At 30.1% G+C, this 26,733-nt stretch carries 26 protein-coding genes; 5 read left to right on the top strand and 21 right to left on the bottom strand.

What is annotated here, in order from left to right:
- Window positions 1-27: 27 nt before the first annotated feature.
- The 12 genes from recG to N508_RS01255 form a co-directional block, all read right to left on the bottom strand.
- Entirely contained in the window at window positions 28-2,136 is a 2,109-nt protein-coding gene (gene recG / locus N508_RS01310; protein WP_023276278.1) for an ATP-dependent DNA helicase RecG, read from the bottom strand.
- A 19-nt stretch (window positions 2,137-2,155) separates the two neighbouring features.
- Window positions 2,156-2,608 (bottom strand): chemotaxis protein CheW, encoded by a 453-nt coding sequence (locus tag N508_RS01305; RefSeq protein WP_023276277.1) that lies wholly within the window; start codon window positions 2,606-2,608, stop codon window positions 2,156-2,158.
- Between the two features lie 76 nt (window positions 2,609-2,684).
- Window positions 2,685-3,548 carry a diacylglycerol/lipid kinase family protein gene (locus tag N508_RS01300; protein WP_023276276.1) on the bottom strand — a complete coding sequence of 288 codons (864 nt, stop codon included), beginning with the start codon at window positions 3,546-3,548 and terminating at the stop codon, window positions 2,685-2,687.
- 12 nt (window positions 3,549-3,560) lie between these two features.
- Window positions 3,561-4,355, bottom strand: coding sequence for a 1,4-dihydroxy-6-naphtoate synthase (locus tag N508_RS01295; protein ID WP_023276275.1), 795 nt, complete (start codon window positions 4,353-4,355; stop codon window positions 3,561-3,563).
- A 16-nt stretch (window positions 4,356-4,371) separates the two neighbouring features.
- Complete coding sequence (locus N508_RS01290) at window positions 4,372-6,099, bottom strand: MlaD family protein (RefSeq protein WP_023276274.1); 1,728 nt, start codon at window positions 6,097-6,099, stop codon at window positions 4,372-4,374.
- Between the two features lie 29 nt (window positions 6,100-6,128).
- Window positions 6,129-6,875, bottom strand: coding sequence for an ABC transporter ATP-binding protein (locus N508_RS01285; RefSeq protein WP_023276273.1), 747 nt, complete (start codon window positions 6,873-6,875; stop codon window positions 6,129-6,131).
- On the bottom strand, window positions 6,872-7,642 hold the full coding sequence (locus N508_RS01280) for an MlaE family ABC transporter permease (protein ID WP_231380102.1): 771 nt from the start codon (window positions 7,640-7,642) through the stop codon (window positions 6,872-6,874). The genes N508_RS01285 and N508_RS01280 overlap by 4 nt, the downstream gene beginning before the upstream one ends.
- Window positions 7,629-8,762 carry an alanine racemase gene (gene alr / locus N508_RS01275; RefSeq protein ID WP_023276271.1) on the bottom strand — a complete coding sequence of 378 codons (1,134 nt, stop codon included), beginning with the start codon at window positions 8,760-8,762 and terminating at the stop codon, window positions 7,629-7,631. The genes N508_RS01280 and alr overlap by 14 nt, the downstream gene beginning before the upstream one ends.
- A gap of 1 nt (window position 8,763) precedes the next feature.
- Window positions 8,764-9,861, bottom strand: a complete 1,098-nt coding sequence (prfB, locus tag N508_RS01270) for a peptide chain release factor 2 (RefSeq protein WP_023276270.1) — start codon at window positions 9,859-9,861, stop codon at window positions 8,764-8,766.
- Window positions 9,862-9,884: 23 nt separating this feature from the next.
- Window positions 9,885-10,334 carry an N-acetyltransferase gene (locus N508_RS01265; protein ID WP_023276269.1) on the bottom strand — a complete coding sequence of 150 codons (450 nt, stop codon included), beginning with the start codon at window positions 10,332-10,334 and terminating at the stop codon, window positions 9,885-9,887.
- Window positions 10,331-10,708, bottom strand: coding sequence for a hypothetical protein (locus tag N508_RS01260; RefSeq protein WP_040637076.1), 378 nt, complete (start codon window positions 10,706-10,708; stop codon window positions 10,331-10,333). Before N508_RS01260 ends, N508_RS01265 begins: the two co-directional genes overlap by 4 nt.
- A 136-nt stretch (window positions 10,709-10,844) precedes the next feature.
- Window positions 10,845-11,783, bottom strand: coding sequence for a DDE-type integrase/transposase/recombinase (locus tag N508_RS01255; protein ID WP_023275060.1), 939 nt, complete (start codon window positions 11,781-11,783; stop codon window positions 10,845-10,847).
- 214 nt (window positions 11,784-11,997) lie between these two features.
- Between N508_RS01255 and pyrR the strand changes: the two genes are divergently transcribed.
- From pyrR to N508_RS01240, 3 genes are read left to right on the top strand one after another with little or no spacing between them, the layout of a single operon-like run.
- Entirely contained in the window at window positions 11,998-12,546 is a 549-nt protein-coding gene (pyrR, locus tag N508_RS01250; protein ID WP_023276267.1) for a bifunctional pyr operon transcriptional regulator/uracil phosphoribosyltransferase PyrR, read from the top strand.
- Window position 12,547: 1 nt separating this feature from the next.
- Window positions 12,548-13,468, top strand: coding sequence for an aspartate carbamoyltransferase catalytic subunit (locus tag N508_RS01245; protein ID WP_023276266.1), 921 nt, complete (start codon window positions 12,548-12,550; stop codon window positions 13,466-13,468).
- Between the two features lie 18 nt (window positions 13,469-13,486).
- Window positions 13,487-14,752, top strand: a complete 1,266-nt coding sequence (locus N508_RS01240) for a dihydroorotase (RefSeq protein ID WP_023276265.1) — start codon at window positions 13,487-13,489, stop codon at window positions 14,750-14,752.
- Window positions 14,753-15,538: 786 nt separating this feature from the next.
- Here N508_RS01240 and N508_RS01235 read toward each other — a convergent pair.
- The 8 genes from N508_RS01235 to N508_RS01200 form a co-directional block, all read right to left on the bottom strand.
- A complete protein-coding gene (locus N508_RS01235; protein WP_023276264.1) occupies window positions 15,539-17,173 on the bottom strand; it encodes a methyl-accepting chemotaxis protein in 1,635 nt (544 codons plus the stop codon).
- Between the two features lie 155 nt (window positions 17,174-17,328).
- Window positions 17,329-17,553, bottom strand: a complete 225-nt coding sequence (locus N508_RS01230; RefSeq protein ID WP_023276263.1) for a NifU family protein — start codon at window positions 17,551-17,553, stop codon at window positions 17,329-17,331.
- Window positions 17,554-17,571: 18 nt separating this feature from the next.
- A complete protein-coding gene (gene nifU, locus N508_RS01225) occupies window positions 17,572-18,009 on the bottom strand; it encodes a Fe-S cluster assembly scaffold protein NifU (RefSeq protein ID WP_023276262.1) in 438 nt (145 codons plus the stop codon).
- A gap of 20 nt (window positions 18,010-18,029) precedes the next feature.
- Window positions 18,030-19,229, bottom strand: coding sequence for a cysteine desulfurase family protein (locus N508_RS01220; protein ID WP_023276261.1), 1,200 nt, complete (start codon window positions 19,227-19,229; stop codon window positions 18,030-18,032).
- A gap of 2 nt (window positions 19,230-19,231) precedes the next feature.
- A complete protein-coding gene (locus N508_RS01215; RefSeq protein ID WP_023276260.1) occupies window positions 19,232-20,032 on the bottom strand; it encodes a hypothetical protein in 801 nt (266 codons plus the stop codon).
- 6 nt (window positions 20,033-20,038) lie between these two features.
- Window positions 20,039-20,977, bottom strand: a complete 939-nt coding sequence (locus N508_RS01210; protein ID WP_023276259.1) for a helix-turn-helix domain-containing protein — start codon at window positions 20,975-20,977, stop codon at window positions 20,039-20,041.
- Between the two features lie 143 nt (window positions 20,978-21,120).
- Window positions 21,121-21,891: a type III pantothenate kinase gene (locus tag N508_RS01205; RefSeq protein ID WP_023276258.1), complete on the bottom strand. Its 771-nt coding sequence runs from the start codon at window positions 21,889-21,891 to the stop codon at window positions 21,121-21,123.
- The gene (locus N508_RS01200) at window positions 21,875-22,639 is read right to left on the bottom strand and encodes a biotin--[acetyl-CoA-carboxylase] ligase (protein ID WP_023276257.1); all 765 of its coding nucleotides are present in this window, start codon (window positions 22,637-22,639) and stop codon (window positions 21,875-21,877) included. The genes N508_RS01205 and N508_RS01200 overlap by 17 nt, the downstream gene beginning before the upstream one ends.
- A 195-nt stretch (window positions 22,640-22,834) precedes the next feature.
- On the opposite strand from N508_RS01200, the gene N508_RS01195 reads away from it, so the two are divergent.
- Entirely contained in the window at window positions 22,835-24,040 is a 1,206-nt protein-coding gene (locus N508_RS01195) for a 6-phosphofructokinase (protein WP_040637152.1), read from the top strand.
- A gap of 89 nt (window positions 24,041-24,129) precedes the next feature.
- Window positions 24,130-25,881: a methyl-accepting chemotaxis protein gene (locus N508_RS10905; RefSeq protein ID WP_023276255.1), complete on the top strand. Its 1,752-nt coding sequence runs from the start codon at window positions 24,130-24,132 to the stop codon at window positions 25,879-25,881.
- A gap of 237 nt (window positions 25,882-26,118) precedes the next feature.
- Here N508_RS10905 and N508_RS01180 read toward each other — a convergent pair whose 3' ends face one another.
- Window positions 26,119-26,733 carry a DUF1349 domain-containing protein gene (locus N508_RS01180; protein ID WP_023276254.1) on the bottom strand — a complete coding sequence of 205 codons (615 nt, stop codon included), beginning with the start codon at window positions 26,731-26,733 and terminating at the stop codon, window positions 26,119-26,121.

Raw genomic sequence — 26,733 nt, 5'->3', positions numbered from 1 at the left:
ATAAAATTATTATTATTTCTATATAAATTATCCTATTCCAAAATATGATGTAGAATCTTTATACATTTCTTTAAGCCTGTTATAAAGAATATTATTTTTTTTCATAGATAAATCTGTATCTTCATCAAGTATATCTGCAACATCAGTCTTTACCTGCTGTATCAGATGTATATCTTTTATAATATCTGCAAACTGTAAATCAGGCATACCAGACTGTTTTGTGCCAAAAAAATCACCCTGCCCCCTAAGCTCTAAATCAGCTTCAGCAAGTTTAAATCCATCTTTATATTCAAGCATTGCTTTTATACGCTTTTCACCATATTCGCTTATTTTATCAGATGCAATTAAAAGACAGTATGACTGCATATCATTTCTACCAACTCTGCCACGAAGCTGGTGCAATTGTGATAGTCCAAATCTTTCTGCATTTTCTATTAATATAACTGTTGCTTCTGGCACATCAACCCCTACTTCAACAACAGTTGTAGATACAAGTATATCTATATCACTGTATTTAAAATCGTGTAAAAGCTGCCTTTTTTCATCTGGTTTCATTTTCCCATGTAATAGACCAACTTTTTTTCCACTAAAATATTTTTTTACTTCTTCATAGCTTTTTGTTGCAGCTTTTAATTCTAATTTATCGCTTTCATCAATTAATGGATATATAAAGTATGCTTTCTTTTTATCATTAAGTATTTCTTCCACAAAATCAAAAGCCTTATTTATTTGTGATGCTCTGTATGCTTTTGTAATACAAGGTATTCTTCCCGGCGGCAGCTCATCAATTACACTTACATCTAAATCACCATACAGTGTCATCGCTAATGTTCTAGGTATAGGGGTTGCAGTCATTAATAAAATATCAGGATTATATCCTTTATCTATTAATATTTTACGCTGATGAACTCCAAAACGGTGCTGCTCATCAGCTATAATAAACCCCAGCTTTTTAAATTCTACATCATATTCTATTAAAGCATGAGTTCCTATTATTATATCTATTTCACCTTTTAATAGTTTTTCTTTTATGATTTCTTTGTTTTTTCTAGTTACAGAGCTGGTTAAAAGACATATATTTATATTTAATCTGCTGAAAAATTTTTCTGCATTATCATAATGCTGCTCTGCAAGAACTTCTGTTGGTGCAAGAATAACTGCCTGATAACCATTATAAACAGCAACTGCTGCAGATATAAATGCTATTATTGTTTTACCGCTTCCAACATCACCTTGTATAAGTCTATTCATCTGCTTATTTTTTACCATATCATTAAAAATATCAAGCAGAACTTTTTTTTGCCCTTTTGTCAGTTTAAAAGGCATAATTTGATTAATTTCTTCAAGATAATTTTTATCAATATTAAATTTTATTCCAATACCTTTTGTATATGATTTACGCTTAAGCTGCATTACAAGCTGTAAGTAAAAAAGCTCTTCATATATAAACCTTGCATAAGCTGGATGTTTTCTATTCATTATACTTGCAACATTTTCTTTTGTTTCCGGAAAATGCAGTGTTTTAACAGCATCTTTTATATTAGGAAAATCATATTTATCTAAAATATATTCAGGCAGAGTTTCATTGATATTATTTAAACCTTTATCCAATGCTGCTTTTACAGATTTTCTATATATTGTAATGCTAAACCCAGCTGGTATAGTATATATTGAGCGAACTTTTCCTAAATCTTCTTCATTAATTATTTCAGGGTGAAAAATTGCAGGTATATTCTCATATCTTGTAACAGTTCCATACATATAGTATAATGAACCACCTTGAAGAAGTGATGATGGATAATTTGCATTAAAATTTACCCATAAACATGAAAAATAACCATTATGAGCTTTAAATACAGCTTTATATATAGATTTACCTTTACGAGTTCTAACTATACCACTGTATTCATAAGTGCCTGTAAGAACTATTTTTTCATTAAGTGTTGCAGGAATAAGGACTTCATATCTGTAAGGAAATGAAAATATTACATCTTTTATTGTATATATTTTAAGACGATTAAACCCAGTCTTAGATTTATCACCTATACCAGGCAAATCAGTAACAGGACTATAAATAAAAGAAAAAGCTGCCTGTTTGTTTTTATTATCAGGCAACTTATTATCTTTACTATTCAAATAACTATCCAAATAAATATTATGCTAAACTGTCTAAAGCCATTTGTTCTTGAATAGAGAATACTTTAAAAATATCAAGAATAATAACCATACATTTAGATGTTCTTGCAACACCATTTATGTAGTTATCAATAGTTGGAGAAGTACCCGGTGCTTTATCAATAGCATCAACTTCTATTCTAATAACTTCTTCTACTTTATCAACAATTAAACCTATGCGTCTATTTTGTATACATACAACAACAATACGAGTAGATTCATTATTTTCACTAACTCTAACATTTAATTTTTTGCGTAAATCAACTATTGGAATAACTCTGCCACGCATATTAATAATGCCTTCAACAAATGCTGGAGCTCGTGGAACAGGAGTAATATCAACCATACGAATAATTTCTTCAACAGCCATTATGTCTATACCATAGTGTTCTTGTGCAAGCATAAAACCTACGAACTGTCTTAACTCTGCCATATAATCCTCTTTTTTATAATTAATAATTTACTCTATAATATATTTTTAAATATTTCAATAGTATTTATAATATGATTTACAACTTTTTTAAAGGTGCAATAAAATTAATTGCATTTTCCTTTATCATTATATAAGTAGATTTATTTTGAAGCTCTGTATATTCTCCATCAAGCTGACAAAAAGATACACCATTTAATTTTATATTTTCAGAATTTATATGTATTCCATTGAAACCAAACCAAAAAAATAAAGGTGCAAATGCTTTCAAAAGTGATAATCTGCCATTTTTTTCTACTAAAAAACAGTTTATTTTTCTTTCCTGTATTCTACCAAGCTTATATGTTCCTGCATAAAATGCAGAAATAGCAAATACTCCATGATAAAAACCATATCTTTTACCATTTATATATACATACATTCTGCTGTATTTATCAGCAAAAAGAGCCGGAAATCCTTGTATAATATGAGCAAAAGTTTTAAAAAGTTTAAATTTTACACCTTTTTTTTCTACATTTCTAACTACATGAGCATCAAATCCAAACCCTGCCATAAGCAGAAAGATTTTATTATCAATATAACCAACTGGTATTTTTTTTATATTGTTTATATCTAAATTTTTTGCTGCAGTTACTGGATTTGCTGATATTCCATATTCTTTGCAAAAAACATTCTTTGTGCCAAAAGGCAGCACATAAAAAAACTTATCAGTATTTACAATACCCCTTGCAACCTCATTAACAAGCCCATCACCACCTGCTGCTATAATTACATGTGATAAGCTATTTTGTGCTAAATATGTTCCATGACCTCTATATTCTGTTAAAACAAGCTCTACTTTATCTGCTTTTTCTTTTAATATATCTATTATTGTATGCAGTAAAGGCTTTATTATTTTAAATTTTCCACTGGCGGGATTTGCTATTATTAATATATCAGCCATTATACACCTTTATTATACAAACACACTCTTATCAGCATCTACTAATACAGATATTGCTTTAATAGTTGGAGATAAATCTTTTGAATACTCATTTACATATAATGCAATATGAGAATCTATTACATTATCATCCATATCCTGAGCATATTTTTTACAAAATGATAATGCTTTTTCCTTATTATTATAAGCATATTCTATGCTTTTGGTTATAGTATTATTTATCATATCTGCTAAATGAATATATTTTTTATGTATTGCAATAAAACCTAATGGTATAGGAAGATTATAATTACTTTCCCACTCTACACCTAAATCAGTTACTTTTGTAAGATTATACTGATTAAAAGTAAACCTGCCTTCATGAATAACAAGTCCACCATCTACTTCTTCATTTTTTAATGAAGGCATAATTTTATCAAACCGCATTACTTCAATATTTTCAGTGCATTCTGGATAAAATCTTTTTAATACCATAAATGCAGTAGTATTCTCTCCTGGAACAGCTATTTTTTTATGTTTTAGTTCTTCCATAGTTTTATATTTTTTTGATAATACTAATGGTCCACATCCAAATCCTAATGCACCACCACACTTTAATATTTTATAATTATCTTTAATCAATGGAAAAACACCAAAAGATACTTTAACTATATCCTGCTCTTCTTTTAAAGCCATATTATTACAAAGATGTATATCTTCCATTGTTAACTCTATTTCAAATGGAAAATCAATATCTTTACGAATTAATGCACCAAAAATAAATGTATCATTTGGACAAGTTGATATAGCTAATTTTAATTTATCCATAATATTGCTCCTGATTTTAATATACTAAACTGTCAAAAAATTCATTGCTTTCATTAATTTTATCTTGTTTTTTTATATCATTACTTTCATTTTTCTGGGTTGTATTTTGTTGTTTAACTGTTTCTGGTTCTTTATTATCTTTTACAGTTTTACTTTTTTTTGCTTGATTTGATTTAGTATTTTTATATTCTTGATATAAAGGCTCATTCTCTATATCATTTTTATATTGTTGCTGCTCTGTTTTTTTAACAGTATTTTCTTTTTCCATATTATTTGCAAGTTTGCCTAAATCTGATGGTTTAAATCTTATACCTACACCAACCATATACATTCTGTTTGTATAGCCTATAACATCTTCTACACCAGCCTGAATGAATATACCTTTATAAAAATGCCACCTTATTAATGCTCTTGTATATACATCTAAGCTGTTAGAATAAGCATTAAAATCATAGGCTTCTAAAGAAATAGCTAAATCTTTATTTTTTAAAGGGTAGATATCTGCTGCTAAACCTAAGGTATTATCAAATATACCAAATCTTAAGCCAAATATATTATAAAAAATATGGCTGTATTGCAGTGAAAATGCTAATTCAGAATTTTTTATTTTATTGCCATAAATATCATATTCTGGACTGTTTGGATTAATAACTGGTATATTTGATACTCCTATTAAGTAAAAGTTTTTAGGGTCTGTATAAAACGAAGCCTGAGCATACCCTCTTGCTGTATTAACAGATTTTGCATCAAATAAATAATCCACCCCTATTGTTGTATAAAGGCTCATTCTATCTTTATCATCTTCTGTTTCATCTCCAAAAAATGACGAAACACCGCTTACTACTTTTTTAATATCATTTTTTGTTTTATTATCATTAATAAGCATACCTAAGGTGCCGTTGCCTTCATTTATATCATTAGTAATTTTTTCTATATCATCCATTGTAGAATTAACTTTATCAGTTATTTCTTTTAAGTTTTTTAAGCTGCTGTCTATATTATCGTGGTTATTTGCAAGCAGCTCATCAACTGATTCAGTAAACTTTTTTAATGTTTGGCTTATTTCTGCAATATTATTTATAGAAGTATTTAGATTTTTTTCATTTTTTGTAATAAGCTGCTCAATCATATCTGTCATATTTTTAGCATTTATTATTACATCCTGAATATTCTGTTCATTAGATGAAACTATATTTTTAATACTATCTGTTATATCTTTTAAGTTTGATATACTATCCTGCAAAGCATCTTTAGACTTATCTGTAGTAATAACTTCATTAAAAGTTTTCAAAAGCACAGTCATTTCAGCTGCCACATCATTAAGTTTTGCCATTACTGCATCTAAATTTGCAGTAGACTGCCTGCCGTCATATTCATAATTATTCTGCAGTGGTGCCTGAGATTTCATATTAGGGTCTGCTTCAAGTTCAACAAACTTCTGCCCTACAAAACCAGACTGTTTAACATTAAAACGCACATTATCAGGTATTTCAAATTCACGATAAATATTAACACGAGTTAATATTTGATTATCTTTCATCATTACATCTTTTACTTCACCTACTTTTAAACCTTTATACATAATAGGTGTTCCGCTTCGTATACCTGTTGCATCATTTAATCGGAAATATACTGTATTTCCCTCTTTTGAATTTAATTCAAGATTACCAAAAACTGCAGCAGTTACTGCTACCATAAAAAAACCGATTATAACAAAAATACCAACTTTCGTTTCTACATTCATTTAAACATCTCTTCCTATTTATAAAAATATTAATAAACTTTTATTGGCCCATCTTTTGAACCTGAAAAAAACTGTCTTATATAAGGATTATCCGTAGTTTTAAAATACTCTGGTGTTCCATATTGAATTATTTTGCCATTATAAAGCATACCAATATAATCAGCATTTTTTAAAACACTTGGTATATCATGAGATATTACTACAGATGTAATATTTAACTCTTTTTGAGTGTTATATATTAAGTCATCAACAATATCTGTCATAATAGGGTCTAGTCCTGTTGTAGGTTCATCATACATCATAATATCAGGTGAGAGTGCAATGGCTCTTGCAAGCCCTACCCGTTTACGCATACCGCCAGAAAGTTCTGAGGGATATTTATGGTTTACACCAGAAAGCCCTACTAATTTTAACTTTTCAGTAACTATTTCCTGTAATTCATCATCTGAAAGCTTTCTATGCTCTCTTAATGGAAATGCTACATTATCAAATATAGTAAAAGAATCAAAAAGAGCAGCATTTTGAAAAAGCATACCAAACTTATAACGCACTTTTAAAAGCTGTTTTTTATTAGCAGTTGTAATATCAAACCCATCAACATAAATTTTTCCACTGTCTGGTTTAATAAGCCCCATAAGCTGCTTTAAAAGCACACTTTTACCAGTTCCAGATGGACCTATTATGTAAGTAATAGCACCTTTTTTTATTTCTAAATTTATACCATTATGAACTTTTGTTGAGCCAAACGACTTACATAAATTTTCAACTTTAATCATAATATTAATACCGATGTTAAAATATAGTCAAACATACATACAAGAATGCTTGATTCCACAACGGAAACATTTGTAGCTTTACCTACACCTTCTGCACCAGTTGTTGTATTAAAACCATTATAGCAGCTTACATTAACAACAATCAGCCCAAATACAAATGATTTAATTAAACTATCTATAATGTCGCTTAATGTTGTATAAAGAACCATATTTTCAAAAAAAATACTACTGCCTGTTCCCATCATACCAACTAACACAAAATAAGAGCCAATAATCCCAAATATTATACAAATCGCATTTAATAATGGCATAGAAAACATGCCTGCAAGCATTCTAGGCACTGCTAAATAATGTATTGGGTCTACTGCCATAGCATCAAGAGCATCTATTTGCTCGGTTACTTTCATTGTGCCAAGTTCTGCAGTCATAGCAGAGCCTGCTCGTGCTGCAACCATAATACCAGTTAAAACAGGAGCAAGTTCCCATATCATAGCCATAGCCACCAAACCGCTTGTCATTTCTCCTGCACCAAAATTATCAAGCCCTTTAAATGATTGCAGGCTAAAAACCATGCCTGTAAAAAGCCCCGTTAAAATAATAATAGGTATAGACTTGTAGCCTATAAATTCTATCTGTTTAACAAAAAGTTTGAATCTGAATGGTGGTTTAAAAATAGATTTTGATATTTCATAAAGCAAAATGGACATTTTACCTGCCATATGAATAATATCCAATATCATTTTACCTATAAATTCAAAAAATTTCAAAGTAACCTTCTTCATATTTATATACTCTTGGCACTCTGTCTGAAATGCCGCATAATATTTCATACTCAATAGTATCTGCCCATCTGCTTAATGTGGAAGCTGTAATATCATCACCCATTATCTGAACTTTTTGACCAATACAGTTTTTGCCAAGCTCTGTAACATCTATCATTGTCATATCCATACAAACATTACCTATTACATGACATTTAATATTTCCTGCCAGCACATACCCTTTATTTGAAAATGAACGCCTGTAACCATCTGCATAACCTATTGGTATAACTCCTATTATCATATCTTTAGGTGCAAAAAATGTTCTGCCATATCCAACAGATTCACCTTTTTTAAGAAATTTTACATGAGCTATCTCACTCCATAAGCTCATAACAGGCTGTAAATCTTTTATCACATTTGTAGATTCATATCCATATAAAAATAATCCTGGTCGGGTAAAAGTCCACCTGTTTTCAAAATTAGCTATGCCTGATGAATTTAAAAAACTTGTAGCAAAAGTATAACCTTTATTAATCTCTAAAAATTTATCAAACCTTTCTGTTTGTATATGTGCATAGCTGTTATCACAGTCTGAAGTTGCAAGGTGGCTTATTGCAAAATCCACATGAATATTTTTATATTGTTTTAATAACTCCAAAAGCTGTATTTCGTATGAAAAACCAAGCCTGCTCATACCAGTATCTATTTCTAATGCAACATGAGCTTCTATATCTAACTCTTTGGCAGCTTTAGAGATTATTTCTGCATATCTGTAATCAAAAACTGGCAGAGTAAGTGATGCCTGTAATGCTTCTTTAACAAAAGAATCACTGACATAACCAAGCACTACAATTTTTGTATCTTTAGAAGATAATACTTTTCTAAGCTCTATGCCTTCAATCATTGTAGCAACAGCAAAGTTTCTAATATTTTTTTCTTCATAAGCATATTTTGCCAAAACTTTTGCCCCGTGTCCATAAGCATCTGCTTTTACTACTGCAATAATATCTGATTTTGAAAGGTTTCTAGCTATATCAATATTACTGCCAAACCTTTTCATATCAATAACTGCATAAGTTGGACGAGGTATAATACCCATATTGTCTAGACTATTTATTTTCATTTTATATTCCTGCAGCAAAAAGTAAATACTGTCTGATAAACTGCTCTAATTCTCCGTCCATAACATTATCAACATTTCCAGTTTCATATCTTGTGCGTAAATCTTTAACCATTTTATATGGATGCATAACATAAGAGCGTATTTGATTGCCCCAGCCAATGTTTGTTTTACTGTCTTCCAGTTTTTCTTTAGCTTCGCTTCGTTTTTCCATTTCATATTCATAAAGCTTAGATTTTAAAATTTTCATAGCAGAAGCTTTATTTTTATGCTGGCTTCTTTCATTCTGGCATGATACTACAATACCTGTTGGTATATGTGTTATCCTAACAGCAGAATCTGTTGTATTAATATGCTGTCCGCCTGCTCCGCCTGCTCTGTATGTATCTATCCTTAAATCTGATTCATTTATTTCTATTTCTAAATCATCATCAATTTCAGGCAGAACAAATACAGAAGCAAAGGAAGTATGGCGTCTGTTTTGTGAATCAAATGGCGATATGCGGACAAGTCTGTGAACACCACTTTCACCTTTTAAATAACCAAAACCATACTCACCAATAATATTAAATGTAATAGATTTTATCCCTGCTTCATCTCCGTCAAGCTGGTCTAATATTTCAAGTTTAAAGTTATTTTTTTCTGCCCATCTTGAATACATTCTAAAAAGCATAGAAGCCCAGTCATCTGATTCTGTGCCTCCTGCTCCAGAATGTATTGTTACAATAGCATTATTAATATCATGCTGGTCACTTAAAATAAGTTTTAATTCAAAATCTGTAGTCTGTTTTTTATACTGATAAAAAATATCTATTATATCTTTTTCTACAGAAGTTTCATCTTCTTTATAAAGCTCTATAAGCACATCACAATCTTCTTTTGTTTGTAAAAGACTTCTGTATGATTCTAGAAATTTCTTAATTGCAGACTGCTCTTTTAAAAGATGCTTTGATTCTTTTTTAGACCAGAAGTCTTTATCAGTAATAGACATATTTTCTATATCATCTACTTTTTTCTGCAATACATCTTCTTTTACTGCTGGAGCAAAACTTTTAACTTTATTATTTAATTCATCTATTTCTTGAAGTATATCTTCTAACATATTGTCCTTTATATATTTTTATATTATATATCAATAATCACTGCAGTTTCATCACAGTCAGGATATTTAGGGCATTTTAAACAGTCAGTCCATATTTTTTTTGGCAGACTATCAAGCTCTGTAACTTTAAAACCACAGTTTTCAAAGAAATTCTGCATATATGTAAGTGCAAAAACTTTTTTAAAGCCAGTTTCTTTTGCTCTTTTTAAAGAATATTCTACCATTGAATGCCCAATCTTCTGTCTTTTATACTGTTCAACCACAGCCAAAGAACGAATTTCTGCAGTATCACTCCATGTTGGGTGTAATGCACAAACACCTTTAATGGCTTCGCTATCTTCCCAGATAATAAATTCATATATTTTCTCATATATTTCATTCCTGCTTATTTGAAGCATCTGCCCTTTTGTTGCATACTGGTTTATTATCTGCTGAATAACTGGTGCATCATTAATCTTAGCATGTCTAATCATCTTACATAGTTCCTATATTTATCAATTACTTTCTGTGCAATATCTGCATTAGAAATTAAATATTTTGAAGCTCTTACATTTATGTCAAGCACACCATCTCTCCTTGTATAAATATAAGCAGTTACTGTATAATTATCTACAATGCCTTCTACATATCCATCAACAAAACTTAAATCATTAATAATACCATTGTTTGCTTCAAAAGCATATATTAATTTTTCTACAGCAAGTGCTTTTTCTGTTTTATCAATATCTGATACTGAGCCTGCAGTAAAAACTACTGTGGAAAAAGCTCCGGCTAAAGCTATTCCAGCTATCCATGCACACCCATTTAAAAACAGTGGAATAGTAAAAACTACAATTAATTTAAACACAAAATGTTTCACTTTAAAATTAATCATTTTGCATATTATAAAATTTAATTACAATAATCAACTTAAATATTATATAAATGAATATTCTTAACTAACAGGACAAATGTTACACTTTTAGTAAAAAATAAATCTTAACTTAATATAAATCAAGCAATAATTTATTTTCAATAACAATCTCATATGGAGATTTAAAATTTAAGCATGTTTTAGCAGTATTATTATATCTATCTTCATGCTGTTTAAGAGCCTTAATTAATTCATCTTTGGAATAGAATTTATTATTTGCATATAAAATTTTTCCATCCTCTCTATGACTTCTTTCCACCTTTCCATTCTGCCAAGGTGAATAAGGTCTTATTCGTTTAATAGTATATCCTTTCTTTTCAGCTGTCTCTTCAAAATAGCTTTTCTTGTTTGTAACTTCCTTATCATTTACAAACTCATAGCCATTATCCACTTGAATTGTTTTTAGTGGAAAGCCAAATTTACTTTCCAGTTCGTCTAAAAACTTACCTGTTTCAAATGTGCTTTTTTCTTCTACTATTTCTAATACTCTCATTCTGCTGTATTCATCTATCGCTGTTATCTGATAATATTTTTTACCATAGCTGGAAAACATTATACATTCCTGTGGAACATATTTTATATCTATCTGAACCTTGTCGCCTATATACTGACCTGTTATTGGTTCATATCTTGTATAGCTCTTTTTTGACTTGTTTAATGACTTTAAGCCTTTCTTCCTTATCTGCATACACATACTGCCAAAACTACGATTATAACCAATTTCTAGAAGTCTGACATATACCTCCGCATTACCATACAAACCATGCTCGGCATATGTGTTAAATATTAAATCAAGCTCTTCTTTACTATGCTTATTTGGACTGGTTCTTGGTCTACGACTTTTAAAAGATAAACTCTGAACTGTTCCATCATATTTCTTTAAATGCCTGTATACAAACATACGGTTCACTTGATATTTGCGGGCTGCTTTCGTTGCTCCTTTTTTTAATGCATACTCACATAACCGTTGACGAAATCGCATTTCTTCTGTTATTATCACTTTATTCATTGTGATACCTCTTAGTTTAGTTTAGTTTTTTGCTTAATTTTATACTATATACTAAGAGGTATTTTTTTATACTTATTTTTGTAACATATGTCTCATAATCTTACACAACTTAAATATTATATAAATGAATATATTATTAATCTTTGTCATAAAATGATTGACTTATTATTATATAACTTTTACTATTTACAATAGATATATATGGAGGTTATTTATGGATAAAGAGAAAATTTTAATTAATAGTTCAGAAATGTATGCAATTATTGAGCGTATGACCTTTCAAATTATTGAAAAAGTAATAGATTATGATAATACTTATATAGTTGGAATAAGAAGACGAGGCGAATATATTGCAAACCGTATTATAGACAGCATTAGTCGTAATAATAAAAAACCACTAAAATCTGGTGTTTTAGATATAACATTATATAGAGACGATTTATCAGAAATTGCAAATATGCCTGAAGTAAAATCATCAAATATAGGGTTTGATGTTAATGGAAAAACTATTATTTTAGTTGATGATGTTCTTTTTACTGGAAGAACAGTCCGCTCTGCAATAGATGCTTTGCTTGATTATGGCAGACCATCAAAAATTATGCTTGCAGTTATTGTAGACAGAGGTCATAAAGAACTGCCAATACATGCTGATTTTACAGGGAAACATATTCCTACAAGAAAAAGCGAAGTTATACATGTAAAAGTAAAAGAAATAGATAATGTAGATGATGATTGCGTTACTATAAGTGATAGAGAGGCTTAATATGACTTATGATAAAAAAGATTTTATATCTACTCAGGATTTAACAAGAGAGCAGATAGATTATATCTTAAATCAGGCAATGAGTTTTAGAGAAATAAATCAAAGAGAAGTTAAAAAAATTCCTACATTAAAAGGAAGAACTATTGTCAACTTATTTTTTGAAGCTTCTACTAGAACAAGAACTTCTTTTGAAATAGCTGGTAAAAGATTAGGAGCAGATGTTATTAACATAAGTTCATCTACTTCCAGCACTCAAAAAGGCGAAACATTAATGGATACTGTTAAAAATATTGAAGCAATGGCTTCTGATATTATTGTTATAAGGCACAGTTATTCAGGTTCAGTAAAATTTGTATCAGATAATACAGATGCTCATATAGTAAATGCTGGAGATGGGCTTAATGAACACCCTACTCAATGTATGCTTGACCTTTTAACAATTAAACTGCAAAAAGGCAGGCTTGAAGGTTTAAATGTAACAATTATAGGCGATATTGCTCATTCAAGAGTTGCAAGAAGTAATATATGGGCTATGAAAACTTATGGTATGAATGTAACACTTTTTGCTCCCCCTACTATGCTTTCCGTTGGTGTTGAAGCATTTGGTGTAAATATAGCCAAAAATATGGATGAAGCTGTTTCAAATGCTGATGTTATTATTATGCTTAGAATTCAAAGAGAAAGAATGGCAAAGCTTCTTATTCCATCAGAAAGAGAATATTCAAAACTTTTTGGGCTTACTCCTGCTGTAATGCAGAAAGCTAAAAGTGATGTTATGGTTATGCACCCAGGACCAATTAACAGAGGTGTAGAACTTTCTTCCGTTGTAGCTGACAGTGCAAATTCTGCAATATTAGACCAGGTGGAAAATGGAGTTGCTGTCAGAATGGCAGTATTAAGTTTTCTTGCGATGTCAAAATAATAAATTGGTGAATTATATATGAAAACATTACTTAAAAACTGCAAAATAGTAAATCATGATAAAATAACTGAAGGTAATATTTTAATAAATGGTAATATTATTGAAGATATTACAAATGAAGATGTATATACTGATAATGTATATGACTGCTCTGGAAAATATGTTCTTCCCGGACTTATAGATATACACTCTCACATGAGAGAGCCAGGATTTGAATATAAAGAAGATATTACAAGTGCAGGTCAGGCAGCCATTGCTGGTGGTATTACTACTGCATGCTGTATGGCAAATACTAAACCTGTCATAGATAATGCTCCTGTAGCGGCATTTATTATTAATAAATCAAAAAAAGACGGGCTTTTTGATGCTCTTCCCTATGGTGCTGTTACAAAAGGATTAAAAGGCGAAGAACTTACAGAAATGGGTGATTTAATAGAAAATGGTGTATGCGGTTTTTCTGATGATGGATACACTATTATGAATGCAGAAGTAATGCGTAGAGCATTAGAATATGTAAGATATTTTGATTCTTTTATTTCAGTCCATGCAATTGATACTAACCTGCAGGGTTCAGGATATATGAATGAAGGCAGAATTTCTACAATTAATGGATTAAATGGTATTCCTTCAGAATCAGAATCTGTTATTATTGCAAGAGATATTATGCTGGCACGCCTTACAAAATCAAGAGTTCATATAAGCCATGTAAGCTCAAAAGAATCTGTTGATATTATACGCTGGGGAAAAAATGAGGGCATTAATGTAACTGCAGAAGCTACACCACATCATTTTACATTAACAGATGAAAACTGCTTAACTTATGATACAAATTATAAAATGAGTCCTCCTTTAAGAGAAGAAGAAGATATTGAAGCTATTTTACAAGGATTTAAAGATGGCACAATAGACTGTATTTCTACAGACCATGCACCACATCAGGATGATGAAAAGTTTGTAGAATTTGGGCTTGCTCCAGTTGGCATTATTGGCTACCAGACAGCAGTTCCATTAACTATTAAAAAAATTGATGAAGGCAGACTTTCATGGACTGATTTTGCAAAGCTAATGTCTTATAATCCATCTAAAATACTTAAGAAAGAAAACTTAGGGGTTATTGCAAAAGGCAGACAGGCTGATATTGTAGTTATTGATGCTGATGTTGAATATACATATACAAAAGAAATAAATAAATCTAAATCATTTAATACTCCATTTTTAAATAAACAATTAAAAGGAAGAGCAATATATACTTTTAAAAATGGAATATTAGTTTACATGGCTTAAATTAATAATTTCATCTTGTAAATATAATCAGGGTTATTGAATTTCAATGACCCTTGTTGATTATATAGATTATATCTTAAAAAGGATAATGTTTTAATAAGTTTGCAATTTGTATTAATCTGTTTTATTTAACACTATTAAAATTAATATTTCTTATTGCTGGCTGCTCACTCAGGAAATATTTATCCTTGCAAAAAAAATGCTGCCACAAAGTTCAAAAAATAATATTTTTTTATGATTTTATTCTGGGCTTACCACAAAAATTTTGAGTGTCAGTCATTTTGAACCTGATTTTAAAGGAGAAAATATAAACTATATATTACAGTAGTGAATAATATATATAAATTATCTGTTTTTTAGATACTTCGCTATATTTCAAGCTAAGTAAGATTTAATTCAGCTTAAATTCTCTTGCTGTATTCATCCACAAGTAAAAGTATAATTTAAACTTGCTTCGCTTAACTGCATATATTTACTTATATTCTGTTTAAATAACCTGCTCTTTTGTAATAAAACAACAAACAAATATTGCTGACAGTATAGAATAAACCAAGTCATAAATATATAGATAAAAATATATTATTAAACAGCCTAAAATATCTTTTAAAATATTCTTTCTCTTATGGACTATACTATAATATTTTTATTTACACTTAATCTGCCAAAGAATAAATATTGGCTTATTATAAAACTTATCACTGGTGGTTAATTTCACACCACCAGTTAGATATTTTAAAAATATTGAATCTGCTTAAAATAATAAAGTTTATTATAAACAGGCTGAAATTATTTTACTTTAAATCTTGTAAGCATCATTTTAAGGTTTTCTACCCTTTGTTGTAAATGCTCTATAGTTTGTGCTACTTCATTTACAGCATTGCTTGATTGTTCAATACCTGCAGCAATACTTGTTGAAGTTTGATGAACAGTCTGCACTGTGGAATATTCATTATCCATATCATCACGAATACTGCTCATAACACTATTTATACCATCAATACCTGTAAATATTTTATTGAATACATCTTCTGTTCTTTCAATATTATTAACACCTTCTTTAACTTTTTCTGCTTCCATACCCATAGCAGAAGATGCAGTTAATGCTTCCTGCTGTAATGTAGAAACAATAGTTGTAACTTCGCTTGTTGCTTTCTGTGTTCTTTCTGCAAGTTTCCTTACTTCATCAGCAACTACTGCAAAACCCCTGCCTGCTTCTCCTGCTCTTGCTGCCTCAATAGCAGCATTTAAGGCAAGCAGATTAGTTTGTTCTGCAATATCATTAATCACCGTTACGATATTACCTATTTCACTGGAAGAATTAGCAAGATTAGTAATAGTATCTGAAAGAGAATCTGCATCTGTATGTATTTTTTCCATACTTAATTTTAAATCTGTAAGCTCTTTTTTACCATCATTTGCAGAAATAACTGTATTATCAACTATTTCTTGATTTGATTTCAATGAATCAACAGTCCCTTTTACTGTAGAATTAATAGAATCTAAACTAACAGCAGTATCACTTACCTGATGTGCCTGTTCTGAAAAAGTAGAAGATAACTCTTCCATAGTTGAAGCAAGCTGATTATTGCTTGATGCCACATCTTCTGTTGCTTCTGTAACATTTTGTAATATTTCCCTGATACTTTCAAGTGATATATTTATATTTTTAAATGTAGTACATATTTCTGATTTACCTGCTAATTCTGGAGCTTTAACAGTCATATCACCATCAGCTATACATATAAATAACTTATCTAAAATATTTAATGCTTTTTTTAAACTGCTTATAAAAAAAGATAAGAAAATTAAAAATAAAACAGCAACACTTGCTATACATATTAAGGACATAATTATTATGGTTACTGTTTCAGAAGCAGATTTTTTTGCTTCATTAGCTGAAAATGCTTTTATTTCATTTTCAAAAGTAGTTAAAAAAGCAGAAATTTTTTCTTTTCCAGATTCATACTCTTTGCTGCTCATAATCTGCGTTGCTTTTTGCAAATCACCTGCAGCAACAGCTTCAAAAGATGCTTCCTCTAATTTGATTAAAGAATCTGAACTATTTTTTGCCTGTTCAGCATAAGATAGGATATTAGCAGGAATCTGTAATTTTACTAATGCATCAATAGCTTTATCTCTTGTTTTATTACTATTAACTTCATTCCAGTAATTATCATAATACTCTTTGTTGCCAGTAGCTGCATATACTCTTGCCTGAGCCGTTAAATAATCTGATGCTTTTGATACCACAAACCCATAAGATACCATATCAATACTATCAAATGTAAGCTGTTCATTTTCTTTTGTTGCTTTATAAATCAAGGTCATAAAAAACAAAAAAGAAACAATCATTACCATCATACCAATAACAATAATCCACAAGAAATTATTAAATTTGAATTTTAAAATTCCCAATCCCATAATATCTTCTCCCACATATACACCTAATAAAAAATGAATGTATAGTTATATATATTAATATATATCATTTTTTTATATTTTTTTCAATAAAAAAAGGCATACATTTCTATATTATGTATGCCTTTTGATAAATTTTAAATCTAAAAGATGTTATATTATGCTGAAACAACTTCCTTAATTTCAGGAATTTCTTCTTTAATGCGTGCTTCAATACCTTGTTTTAATGTCATAAGACTAAAAGGACAACTGCCACAAGCACCTCTTAAAGCAACTTTTACAACACCATCTTCAATACTGATAAGCTCTACATCGCCACCATCAGCCTGCAAACCTGGACGAACTTTATCCAAAACTTGTTGAACTTTTTCTTTTAATTCCATTTTCCACTCCATATATGATTATTCAGCATCTATTTTTAATTCAGCTTTCATGCTGTCTACAATTGATGCATCTTTGCCTTGTTTCGTATAATAATCTTTTAAAGCTGCTTCTACTGCTTCTTCAGCCATAACTGAGCAGTGAATTTTTGCAGGAGGCAAACCACCTAAAGCATCAACAATAGCTTGATTTGTAAGTTTTAATGCATCTTCTACTTTTGCTCCTTTTAACATTTCTGTAGTCATGGAGCTTGACGCAATAGCTGCTCCACAGCCAAAAGTTTTAAAAGTTGAATTTTCAATAACACCATCGTTATTCACTTTTAAGTATAATTTCATAACATCGCCACAAGATGGGTTGCCTACTTCGCCAACACCATTTGCATCTTCAATTTCCCCCATATTTCTTGGGTTTGTAAAGTGATCCATTACAGTATCACTATATGGTCCTGCTGCCATTTTTATACTCCTGTATATATTTATTTTTTTATTTTTGACGAGTCAAATGCCGGGCTCATTGCACAAAGTTTATCAATAATTTCCGGACTTACTTTTAACACATGGTCAATATCTTCTTCTTCAATATATTTTGACAGACTCATAGTTATTGAACCTGCACAAATATCTGTAGGCACACCAACTGCTGTTAATACATGGGAAGCCTGCAAATCTTCTTCATCTTCTGCTAATATATTAGATGAACATGCTGAACCGCTGGCACAATATACACCTTTTTGAGCATACCACATTAAAAGTGATTCTCCTTCTATATATTCTACCCAAAAACTCACATGATATGGAAGTCTGTTTTCTCTATCACCTGTAATATGCAGAAAATCATAATGTTTTGTTAAACCATCAATTAATTTATTTCTTAATTTTGTAAGTTTTACAGTGTATTCTGCCATTTCATTTTTAGCGATTTCGCATGCTTTTCCAAGCCCTACGATAGCAGGAATATTTTCACTGCCGCACCTAATGCCCTTTTCTTGAAACCCACCATCAAAAAGTGGAACAAGTTTTACTTCAGGTGCAACATATAATGCTGCGGCACCTCTAATACCATAAAAATTTTGTGCTGCAATAGTTAATGTTGATGCATTCATTTTTTTTACATCAATATCTATAAATCCGCATGATGCAACTGCATCTACATGAAAATGAACACCTTTTTCTTTGCATAGTTTGCCAATAGCTTCAATATCCTGTATAACACCTATTTCAGAATTTGCATGTGCAACAGCAACAAGAGCAGTATCTTCTTTTATTGCATTTGCAACACTTTCTGGTGAAATTCTGCCATTTTTATCAACAGGCAGTTTCGTAAAAGTATAACCATAATTAGTTAACTTTAACACAGGATTTTGAATTGAATAATGTTCTATTTCGCTTATAATAATATGTTTTTTATAACTGCTTGCTGCCATAATACCTTTTATTGCAATATTATTTGATTCAGTGCCATTAGATGTAAAAATTATACTTTCAGCTTTTTCTGCTCCAATTAAATCAGCAACTTGTTTTCTAGCTTGATTTAATGCACTATAACTTTCTCTTCCTAATGGATAAAAATGAGCTGCTGGATTGCCATATTTGTCTGTTAAATAAGGCATAACAGCTTCAACAACTCGTGTATCCGGTTTCGTTCCAGCTATATTATCTAAATAAATCGGATTCATTATCAAATTACCTCTTTCATTTGTTTAATAATATCTTCTATTAATACCCTAACATAATCTCCAACAAAAGTAAGACCATTTTTTCGTGGTATCACAGTAATATCACTGCGTTCAGAAACATCTGATGCTGTAAAAAAACTTTCAGTTGGAAAATATCCTTCGTCATTTTTTAAGCCAAACATATCTTTTGCAAAAACATCCATCTCAAAAACAGTAGATAATGGAGATATTCTAATAGATATATCACCACCTGAAGAAGCAAAATCATCAACAGTTTTACCTACTTGAAGACCTGCTGTAACAGGATTAAAATGCTTATTAAAATCTATTCTGTTGTGAAAAACTAAACTCTTTGTCTCATCAAAAGTAAAAATACTTCTTGTCTGCTGCATTAAATCTTCAACCCCCTGCCTGCCATAAATACAAACAGGAAGAGATAAAACGACAGAAACATCTGATACAGGCACTGCAATATTTCTTAAAATTTTTCTAACAGGCTCATAAACTTTAAATATTTCAGCATCTTGAGCAAAATCATATCCAGTAATATCTATAATAGTTCCATCAAAATTTTTAATAACTTTTTCATCCTGCATTGGTTTTGCAAGCATAATTAAAAGCTCTGCATCTTTTAAAAGAGACAAATCAGTTTCTACATAACCTTCTGCACTATCTTCTAATGATGACGCAAACTCTTTATCTCCAAATACAGTATATTCCAAAAGTGGAAATTCCTCTTCTATTTTAGATATAAAATCTAATAATAATAAATAGTCATTAATAAAAATTGCTGTTTTTAACATTATAATCTATCTTCCAACTAATTCCAGTTTGCCGTCTTGTGCTTCATAATTTAATATACGAACAACATTTCTATTACCAAAGTTAGAATATTCTTGTCCATTATACTCCATTGATACTGCAACAGCATTACCTATTTCTATTCTAAATGTTTTATCAAATTCTATTTCTATTTCTGTGCCTCGTCTTGCATTAACTTCATTTCTTTCGCCTTTATCTGTGCTGTATTTAAACCAGCAGTTTTCAGAAAATCTCACTTTAACTTTTTCTGGCGCTAAAACAACAGGTGTTGGAATAGTCTGAGCAAATAATGGGTCAATATAAGATGGCTCTGCAGTATTATCATTAATAGTCATATTATCTGTATTATTATCAGCATAAATTGATGTGCCGTAATAATTAAAATATGAACTATTATCACTTGTGTTATCACCTGCAAAAGTTACTGAAGGTTCTAACTCTACAACTGCAGCAGGAACTGGAGTATTTGCTGGTGCATTATTGCTGCCAATAGTAACTGCATCATTTAGTATATTGCTTGAATACACATAATAACCACCATAGCCAATGATAAGCAGCACAATAATAAGCATGATTACTGTTACAGGTTTTTTACCACTTTTTGTCTCATTTTCTAAAAAATTTGTTTCTGTAGTAGGTGGAGTATACTCTTCTTTTGTAATATCCTTTGGCTGTGCTGGAGCTCCTTCTTTTGGACATTCTTCAGCAAAAAGCGGCCATACAACATTCTCATAATCCAGATTTAAAAACTCTGCATATTTTTTTACAAATCCATAAGCATGTAAATATGATGGTAAATCTTTAAATCTTCCTTCTTCTATTATTTTAATAAAATTTTCTCTAATTCTTGTGTCATCAACTACATCCTGCATTGACTTTTTCTGCTCTTCTCTAGTTGATTTTAAAAGATTTCCTAATTCGCTCATTATGCTCTCCATAACTATTTCATAGCTTATCACAGATTAGTCTACTATTTTTCTATATTTTTTCAACATATTTTTTTAATTACATTGAAAAAAATTCATATTTTATATAGAATATTACATATGTTACTTTATTTATTAGTAAGTTATATGTTATTTTTATAAAGTATCATAAGACCGTCTAATGTAAGATTTGGCTCATATACTGCTTTAAACTCCATATCATTTGATATATCATTGCCTAGTCCACCTGTAATAATAACATTCACATTATTATCAAGAAACTCTTCTTTTAATACTCTTCTTAATAAGCCATTAATCATTTCTAAATATCCAAAATAAATACCAGACTGTATATGATGAACAGTATTTTTACCAATTACAGAAGAAGGTTTTTTTATGCTTACTTCTGGAAGCTGTGCAGTATTTGAGCGAAGCATTTTTGAAGCAAGCATTATTCCGGGACATATAATACCACCAATATATGCTCCATACTTATTAATAATATCAAATGTAGTAGCTGTTCCAAAATCAATCACTATACATGGTTTACCATATTTTTCTACTCCAGCAACAGCATTAGCAATTCTGTCTGCCCCTACTTCTTTAGGATTATCTACCTGCATAGTAATACCTGTTTTTAGTTCACTGTTAACAACTAAAGTATTTATTTTGAAATATTTTTTTATCATTCTTATAAATGTATACTGCAGCTGCGGAACAACACTGCCTATAATTGCTCCTTCAATTTTAGCAACATTTACATTATTTCTTTCTAATAAAGTTAATAAAAGGCTTGCATACTCATCAGTAGTTTTGTCATGTATAGACTGTATCCTAAATTTATATATTAATTTGTTATCATTATATATTCCTAAAACAGTATTTGTATTACCAATATCAACTGTTAAAATCATATCCTATTTCTCCAATATTTATATTTGATATTTGATTTGTATTAATATCCTGCACAATTAGTTCTCCAGTAGGCAGTATACCCTTTTCTATCATTTCTTTTTTTACACCATTTATATGAACATAAATTTTTTTATTATAATTTGCAGAATACTCCTGCCATAAATCTTCTATTTTTAAAATACCTTCTTTATACTGGTTAAGCATTTGTTCCATAGTATTTAAAGTTTCAGCTAAAATAAGCTCTTTTTTTATTTCCTTATCTGTGTTTAAACAAACTGATGTGGCTCTATAAGCAATATCTTCAGGAAATTCTTTATTAAACACATTGATACCTGCTCCAAAAACTATTTTAGCAGCCTTATTGCCAGTAAAAGATGCTTCAAGCAGCATACCACTTACTTTTTTATCATTTATAACACAGTCATTCGGCCATTTTAATTTTGTTTCAGCATATAGTGAAATGCCACTGCATACAGCATAACCAGCAATAATATTAAAAGGCATAAGCATTTCCGTAGAAAGCCCTGTTAATAAAATAGAAAAAAGCAACGATGAGCCTGTATCTATCCATATTCTCCCATTTCTGCCTTTGCCTTTTGTCTGACTAGATGCCGTTATCACAGAGCCATAAGAAAAATCCCCATTAAGCAAAACATTATTTGTGGATGTAACAGTATCATAAATATAAATATTTTTACCAAAACTTAAAGTTTTCAATGAATTATAAAAAAGAGCTTTATCAAACAATTTTACTACCCTGTATTTTTTTAAATTATTTTTCTATCATATATTATCTATAATAACAAGTTAGATTTTAGAAGTATATAATATAAAAAAATAATGTAAATATTTTTTTAAGATAAATATAGACTTTTTTTATTCTTCATACTATAATTTTATAAATCAATAAAAAAACTAAAATCAGGGGGTTTTATGGGTAACATTCGTAATATTGGAATTATTACAGCAGGGGGAGACTGTGGTGGTCTTAATGCAGTTGTCAGGGGTGCTGCATTAATGGCAGAATCAAAAGGCATTGGTGCATTAGTTATACCTAATGGTTATGCTGGTCTTTATAATTTAGTTGATTTTGAAAGCCTGACAAGTTTAAATTGTGCTAGAAGCGAAGATATTAAATCTATCAGAGCAGGAAGTGAAGCAGGTCATTCGCGTGTAAAAATTTCTAAAATTAAAGATGACAATAAATATAAAAGAATTGTTGATGGACTTAAAAAATTTAATATTGATGGTCTTGTGATATCTGGTGGTGATGATACAGGCAGTGTTGTTGTTGACCTTCATGAAAATGGTATTCCTGTTGTTCATGCTCCTAAAACTATGGATTTAGATTTACAAACATACTCTGTTGGCGGTGATTCTACTATTAATAAAATCGCAACTATACTTGAAGATTTAAAAACAACAGGCAGGACTCACAATAGAATAATGGTTATGGAAGTTTTTGGCAGATATGCTGGTCATACAGCTTTTCGCGGCGGTATTGCAGCAGATGCTGACTGTATCTTGATACCAGAAGTTCCAGTTGATTTTAATGCAGTATATGAACACATTAAAAATACTTATATGAGAAGAATTTTAGCAAGCGATGTTAAAGCTGGCACTTATACAATAGTAGTTGCAGAAGGTGTTAAAGATGAACATGGCAACCTTTTCTCTGAAGGAGGAGCAAAAGATGCTTTTGGTCATGTTAAACTTGCAGGTGCTGGTAAATTTGTAAAAAATAAAATAGAAGAAATGCTGAAAGCTGATCCTGATGTTAAAAAATTTATGAAAGAAACTGGTATGTATGTTGAAGGACTTCTTGAAATACCTGAAGTTAGAGATGTCAACCCTGGTCATATTGTAAGATGTGGAGAAAGCTCTGCTTATGATGCAAACTTTGGTAAAGAAGTTGGTGCAGCAGCAGTTCAGCTTTTAATTGATAATATTCATGGTGTGACTGTATCACATATTACAGGCAATGGTGAAATACGCTATATGGTAACTAAAGATGCTATCATTCAAAGACATGTTGATTTAGGTGTTCTTGCATTACATGAAAATTTAGGTGTATGTTTTGGCAGAAAACCACAGCCATCAAGTCCAAAAAGTTCAAAAATAGAATCATTACAAGACAGGATTTATTAATATGCTAAACTCACGACTTTTCCTTATGCTGAAAAGTCGTGAATATTAATATTTTAAATCATATTATATATTATAATGGAGATTGATATATGCAGTATCTTTCTATGAAATTTAAAGTATTTGTATTGGTATGCAGTGTATTTATAGGCATTATTGCTATATTAATGATAGTTATGTTGCATGAAAGAAAAATGACAAAAGAAACAGGCAGTCAAATTCATGTATTGCTTAAACAAGAAGTGGAGCAAAAAATAAAACTTGCAACAGACTCTATGGCGGCATCTTTAGGAGAATTAGTAAAAGGACTACCTGAAGATGAACAAATAAAAATTATAGATAATGCAATTGATAAATTTCGTTTTGAAGAAGATAAAAGCGGATATTTCTTTGTTTATAAAGAACACACTCCAGTAGCTCACCCTACTAGAAAAGATTTAATTGGTAAATCTCTTTATGATACAAAAGATGATAATGGTATTTATTATGTAAGAGAATTGTTTGAAACCGCAAAAACACAAAATAATGAAGGTAAATTCGTTTATTTTGTATTTTCAAAACCTAAACCAGATGGAAGTTTAGGAATAGCAGATAAAATAGGTTATGCGGTAATTATTCCAAATACAGAAAATATATGGATATCAACAGGTGTATATATAGACACATTGCAGGAATATGTTGATAATAACTCTATAAATATTATAAGCAAATTTAAAAGTATTATTGCTAAATCATTATTTATAGGGGTAGTAGTATTCTGTATAATATTCTTCCCATTTGTATACCTTTTTTATGCAAATATCATTAAAAGTATGAAAGCTTTGGAATATAATTTCAAAAGATTTTTTGCATATCTTCATCATGAAAGCAAAGATATTGATTTTATACCTATAAACTCAAAAGATGAATTTGGTTCAATATCAAAACTTATAGAAAATGATATAAAAAGAACAAAAAGTGATACTGAACAGGACAGTGCGTTAGTGCAAAGTGCAATTAATGTTATCCAAAAAGTAAAAGACGGAGACAGCACTAATAGAATACAACTTATGGGGATAAATCCAGAATTGAATAGATTAAAAGATTCTATGAATGAACTTTTGGATTTATTGACTAATTCTGTTGGCGGTGACTTAACAGATATTATGCGTGTATTTGATTCATATACACAACTGAATTTTACAACAGAGGTTGTGAATGCAGATGGTCGTGTAGGAATGGTGACTAATGCATTAGGAACTGAAATCCGTAAAATGCTTAATACAAGCTGTAAGTTTGCTGAATCTTTATCAAATGATGCGAAAGCATTAACGGAAGCAGTTGATAATCTGAATAAGCATACTAATTTTCAAGCTTCTACACTGCAAAAAACAGCAAGCTCAACAACACAAATTGCAGATTTTATGCAGAGCATTCAAGACCAGACAACAGAAGTAGTTAAGAAAAGTGAAAATTCAAGAGAAATAATAAAAATAATAAAAACTATTGCCGACCAAACTACTCTTTTAGCTTTAAATGCATCTATTGAAGCAGCAAGAGCTGGAGAACATGGAAGAGGGTTTGCTGTTGTAGCAGATGAAGTTCGTAAACTTGCTGAAAATACCCAGCATTCATTAGAAGATATTGAAACAAGTATAAATGAACTGGTGGAAAGTATAAATGAAATAACTATTTCCATTACTAAACAAACAGAAGGTATCAAGTATATCAGTAATACCATTTCACAGCTGGAATCAGATACAAGTGAAAATGTAAGAATAGCAAATATATCATCAGATATTAGTGCACGAGTATCTCAGGTTGCAAAAGATATTCTTGATGATGTAAACAGTAAACAATTTTAAATATAAAAAAGCCTGTTATTCATACTTAGTAACAGGCTTTTAAATTATGGAATATATACTATAATATTAAATGCTTACTAAATTTAGTTTTTAAACTTTAAAAAAAGCAGCATATAATGACCTTTTCCCTTTCCATACATTTTATCATTTAATAAAGAAAAATACTTTATGGATAATAGGATTAAAATAGAAAAAGCCCATAAATTTCAATATACTTTAATATATGAGCTTATAAAATTATAATAAACTGCTGTCTGGCTGCTGACCATCATGAGCATACCATAAACATTCTATAATATTCATATTTGAAAAAACAGCTTCAAATGAAGAATTTTCTGGACTGCAGGCATATATGCCAAAAGATATTGTATTATCTGCTTTATGTAAATGGCATATTCTCATCTGGCTGTAGTATTTTCCATTAAGTGAATATTCTATTTTAAAATCACTTTCTCTGCGGCTTAATCTATACCATATTTCTTTTATCTCTGCAGATATATTGGAAGTTGCCCAGTCTGAATAACCTAAGTTTGTAACTACACTTCCTAAATTTTGAAATGTTTGGTTTTCATACTCTATAGAAGCTTTAAGCCAATTTTCACTATCTAAATAAACTATTATACCGCACTGGTCAAATCTATGGCTTGTATTAAATGATGCTTTAACAATAAATGAAAAATATTTTTCGTCCGTTTCTGCCAGCAGCATTGGAGCATTATCATTTATAAACTTATAATAAGTTTTCTGCCATAAATCAGTATGTGGAGATGTAGTAATAACTATTTCATTATTATTAATAGAGTATTTTTCAGGCTCATTTATACATCTTAACTGTTTATCAGTAAATATCAC

It is taken from the genome of Mucispirillum schaedleri ASF457 (assembly GCF_000487995.2).
Classification (GTDB): domain Bacteria; phylum Chrysiogenota; class Deferribacteres; order Deferribacterales; family Mucispirillaceae; genus Mucispirillum; species Mucispirillum schaedleri.
Note: the sequence above shows the minus strand (reverse complement) of the source record. Positions and strands in the feature narration are given on the sequence as shown.

Coding starts and splice junctions, on each gene's coding strand:
- N508_RS01305 (WP_023276277.1), bottom strand. CDS start 2,608: ATGGCAGAGTTAAGACAGTTCGTAGGTTTTATGCTTGCACAAGAACAC.
- N508_RS01220 (WP_023276261.1), bottom strand. CDS start 19,229: ATGAATCCGATTTATTTAGATAATATAGCTGGAACGAAACCGGATACA.
- N508_RS01230 (WP_023276263.1), bottom strand. CDS start 17,553: ATGGAATTAAAAGAAAAAGTTCAACAAGTTTTGGATAAAGTTCGTCCA.
- N508_RS01245 (WP_023276266.1), top strand. CDS start 12,548: ATGACTTATGATAAAAAAGATTTTATATCTACTCAGGATTTAACAAGA.
- N508_RS01300 (WP_023276276.1), bottom strand. CDS start 3,548: ATGGCTGATATATTAATAATAGCAAATCCCGCCAGTGGAAAATTTAAA.
- N508_RS10905 (WP_023276255.1), top strand. CDS start 24,130: ATGCAGTATCTTTCTATGAAATTTAAAGTATTTGTATTGGTATGCAGT.
- N508_RS01265 (WP_023276269.1), bottom strand. CDS start 10,334: ATGATTAGACATGCTAAGATTAATGATGCACCAGTTATTCAGCAGATA.
- alr (WP_023276271.1), bottom strand. CDS start 8,762: ATGAAAATAAATAGTCTAGACAATATGGGTATTATACCTCGTCCAACT.
- N508_RS01205 (WP_023276258.1), bottom strand. CDS start 21,891: ATGATTTTAACAGTTGATATTGGTAATACAAATACTGTTTTAGGAATA.
- N508_RS01295 (WP_023276275.1), bottom strand. CDS start 4,355: ATGGATAAATTAAAATTAGCTATATCAACTTGTCCAAATGATACATTT.
- nifU (WP_023276262.1), bottom strand. CDS start 18,009: ATGGCAGCAGGACCATATAGTGATACTGTAATGGATCACTTTACAAAC.
- N508_RS01235 (WP_023276264.1), bottom strand. CDS start 17,173: ATGGGATTGGGAATTTTAAAATTCAAATTTAATAATTTCTTGTGGATT.
- N508_RS01285 (WP_023276273.1), bottom strand. CDS start 6,875: ATGATTAAAGTTGAAAATTTATGTAAGTCGTTTGGCTCAACAAAAGTT.
- N508_RS01240 (WP_023276265.1), top strand. CDS start 13,487: ATGAAAACATTACTTAAAAACTGCAAAATAGTAAATCATGATAAAATA.
- pyrR (WP_023276267.1), top strand. CDS start 11,998: ATGGATAAAGAGAAAATTTTAATTAATAGTTCAGAAATGTATGCAATT.
- N508_RS01210 (WP_023276259.1), bottom strand. CDS start 20,977: ATGAGCGAATTAGGAAATCTTTTAAAATCAACTAGAGAAGAGCAGAAA.
- N508_RS01255 (WP_023275060.1), bottom strand. CDS start 11,783: ATGAATAAAGTGATAATAACAGAAGAAATGCGATTTCGTCAACGGTTA.
- N508_RS01290 (WP_023276274.1), bottom strand. CDS start 6,099: ATGAATGTAGAAACGAAAGTTGGTATTTTTGTTATAATCGGTTTTTTT.
- prfB (WP_023276270.1), bottom strand. CDS start 9,861: ATGTTAGAAGATATACTTCAAGAAATAGATGAATTAAATAATAAAGTT.
- N508_RS01215 (WP_023276260.1), bottom strand. CDS start 20,032: ATGTTAAAAACAGCAATTTTTATTAATGACTATTTATTATTATTAGAT.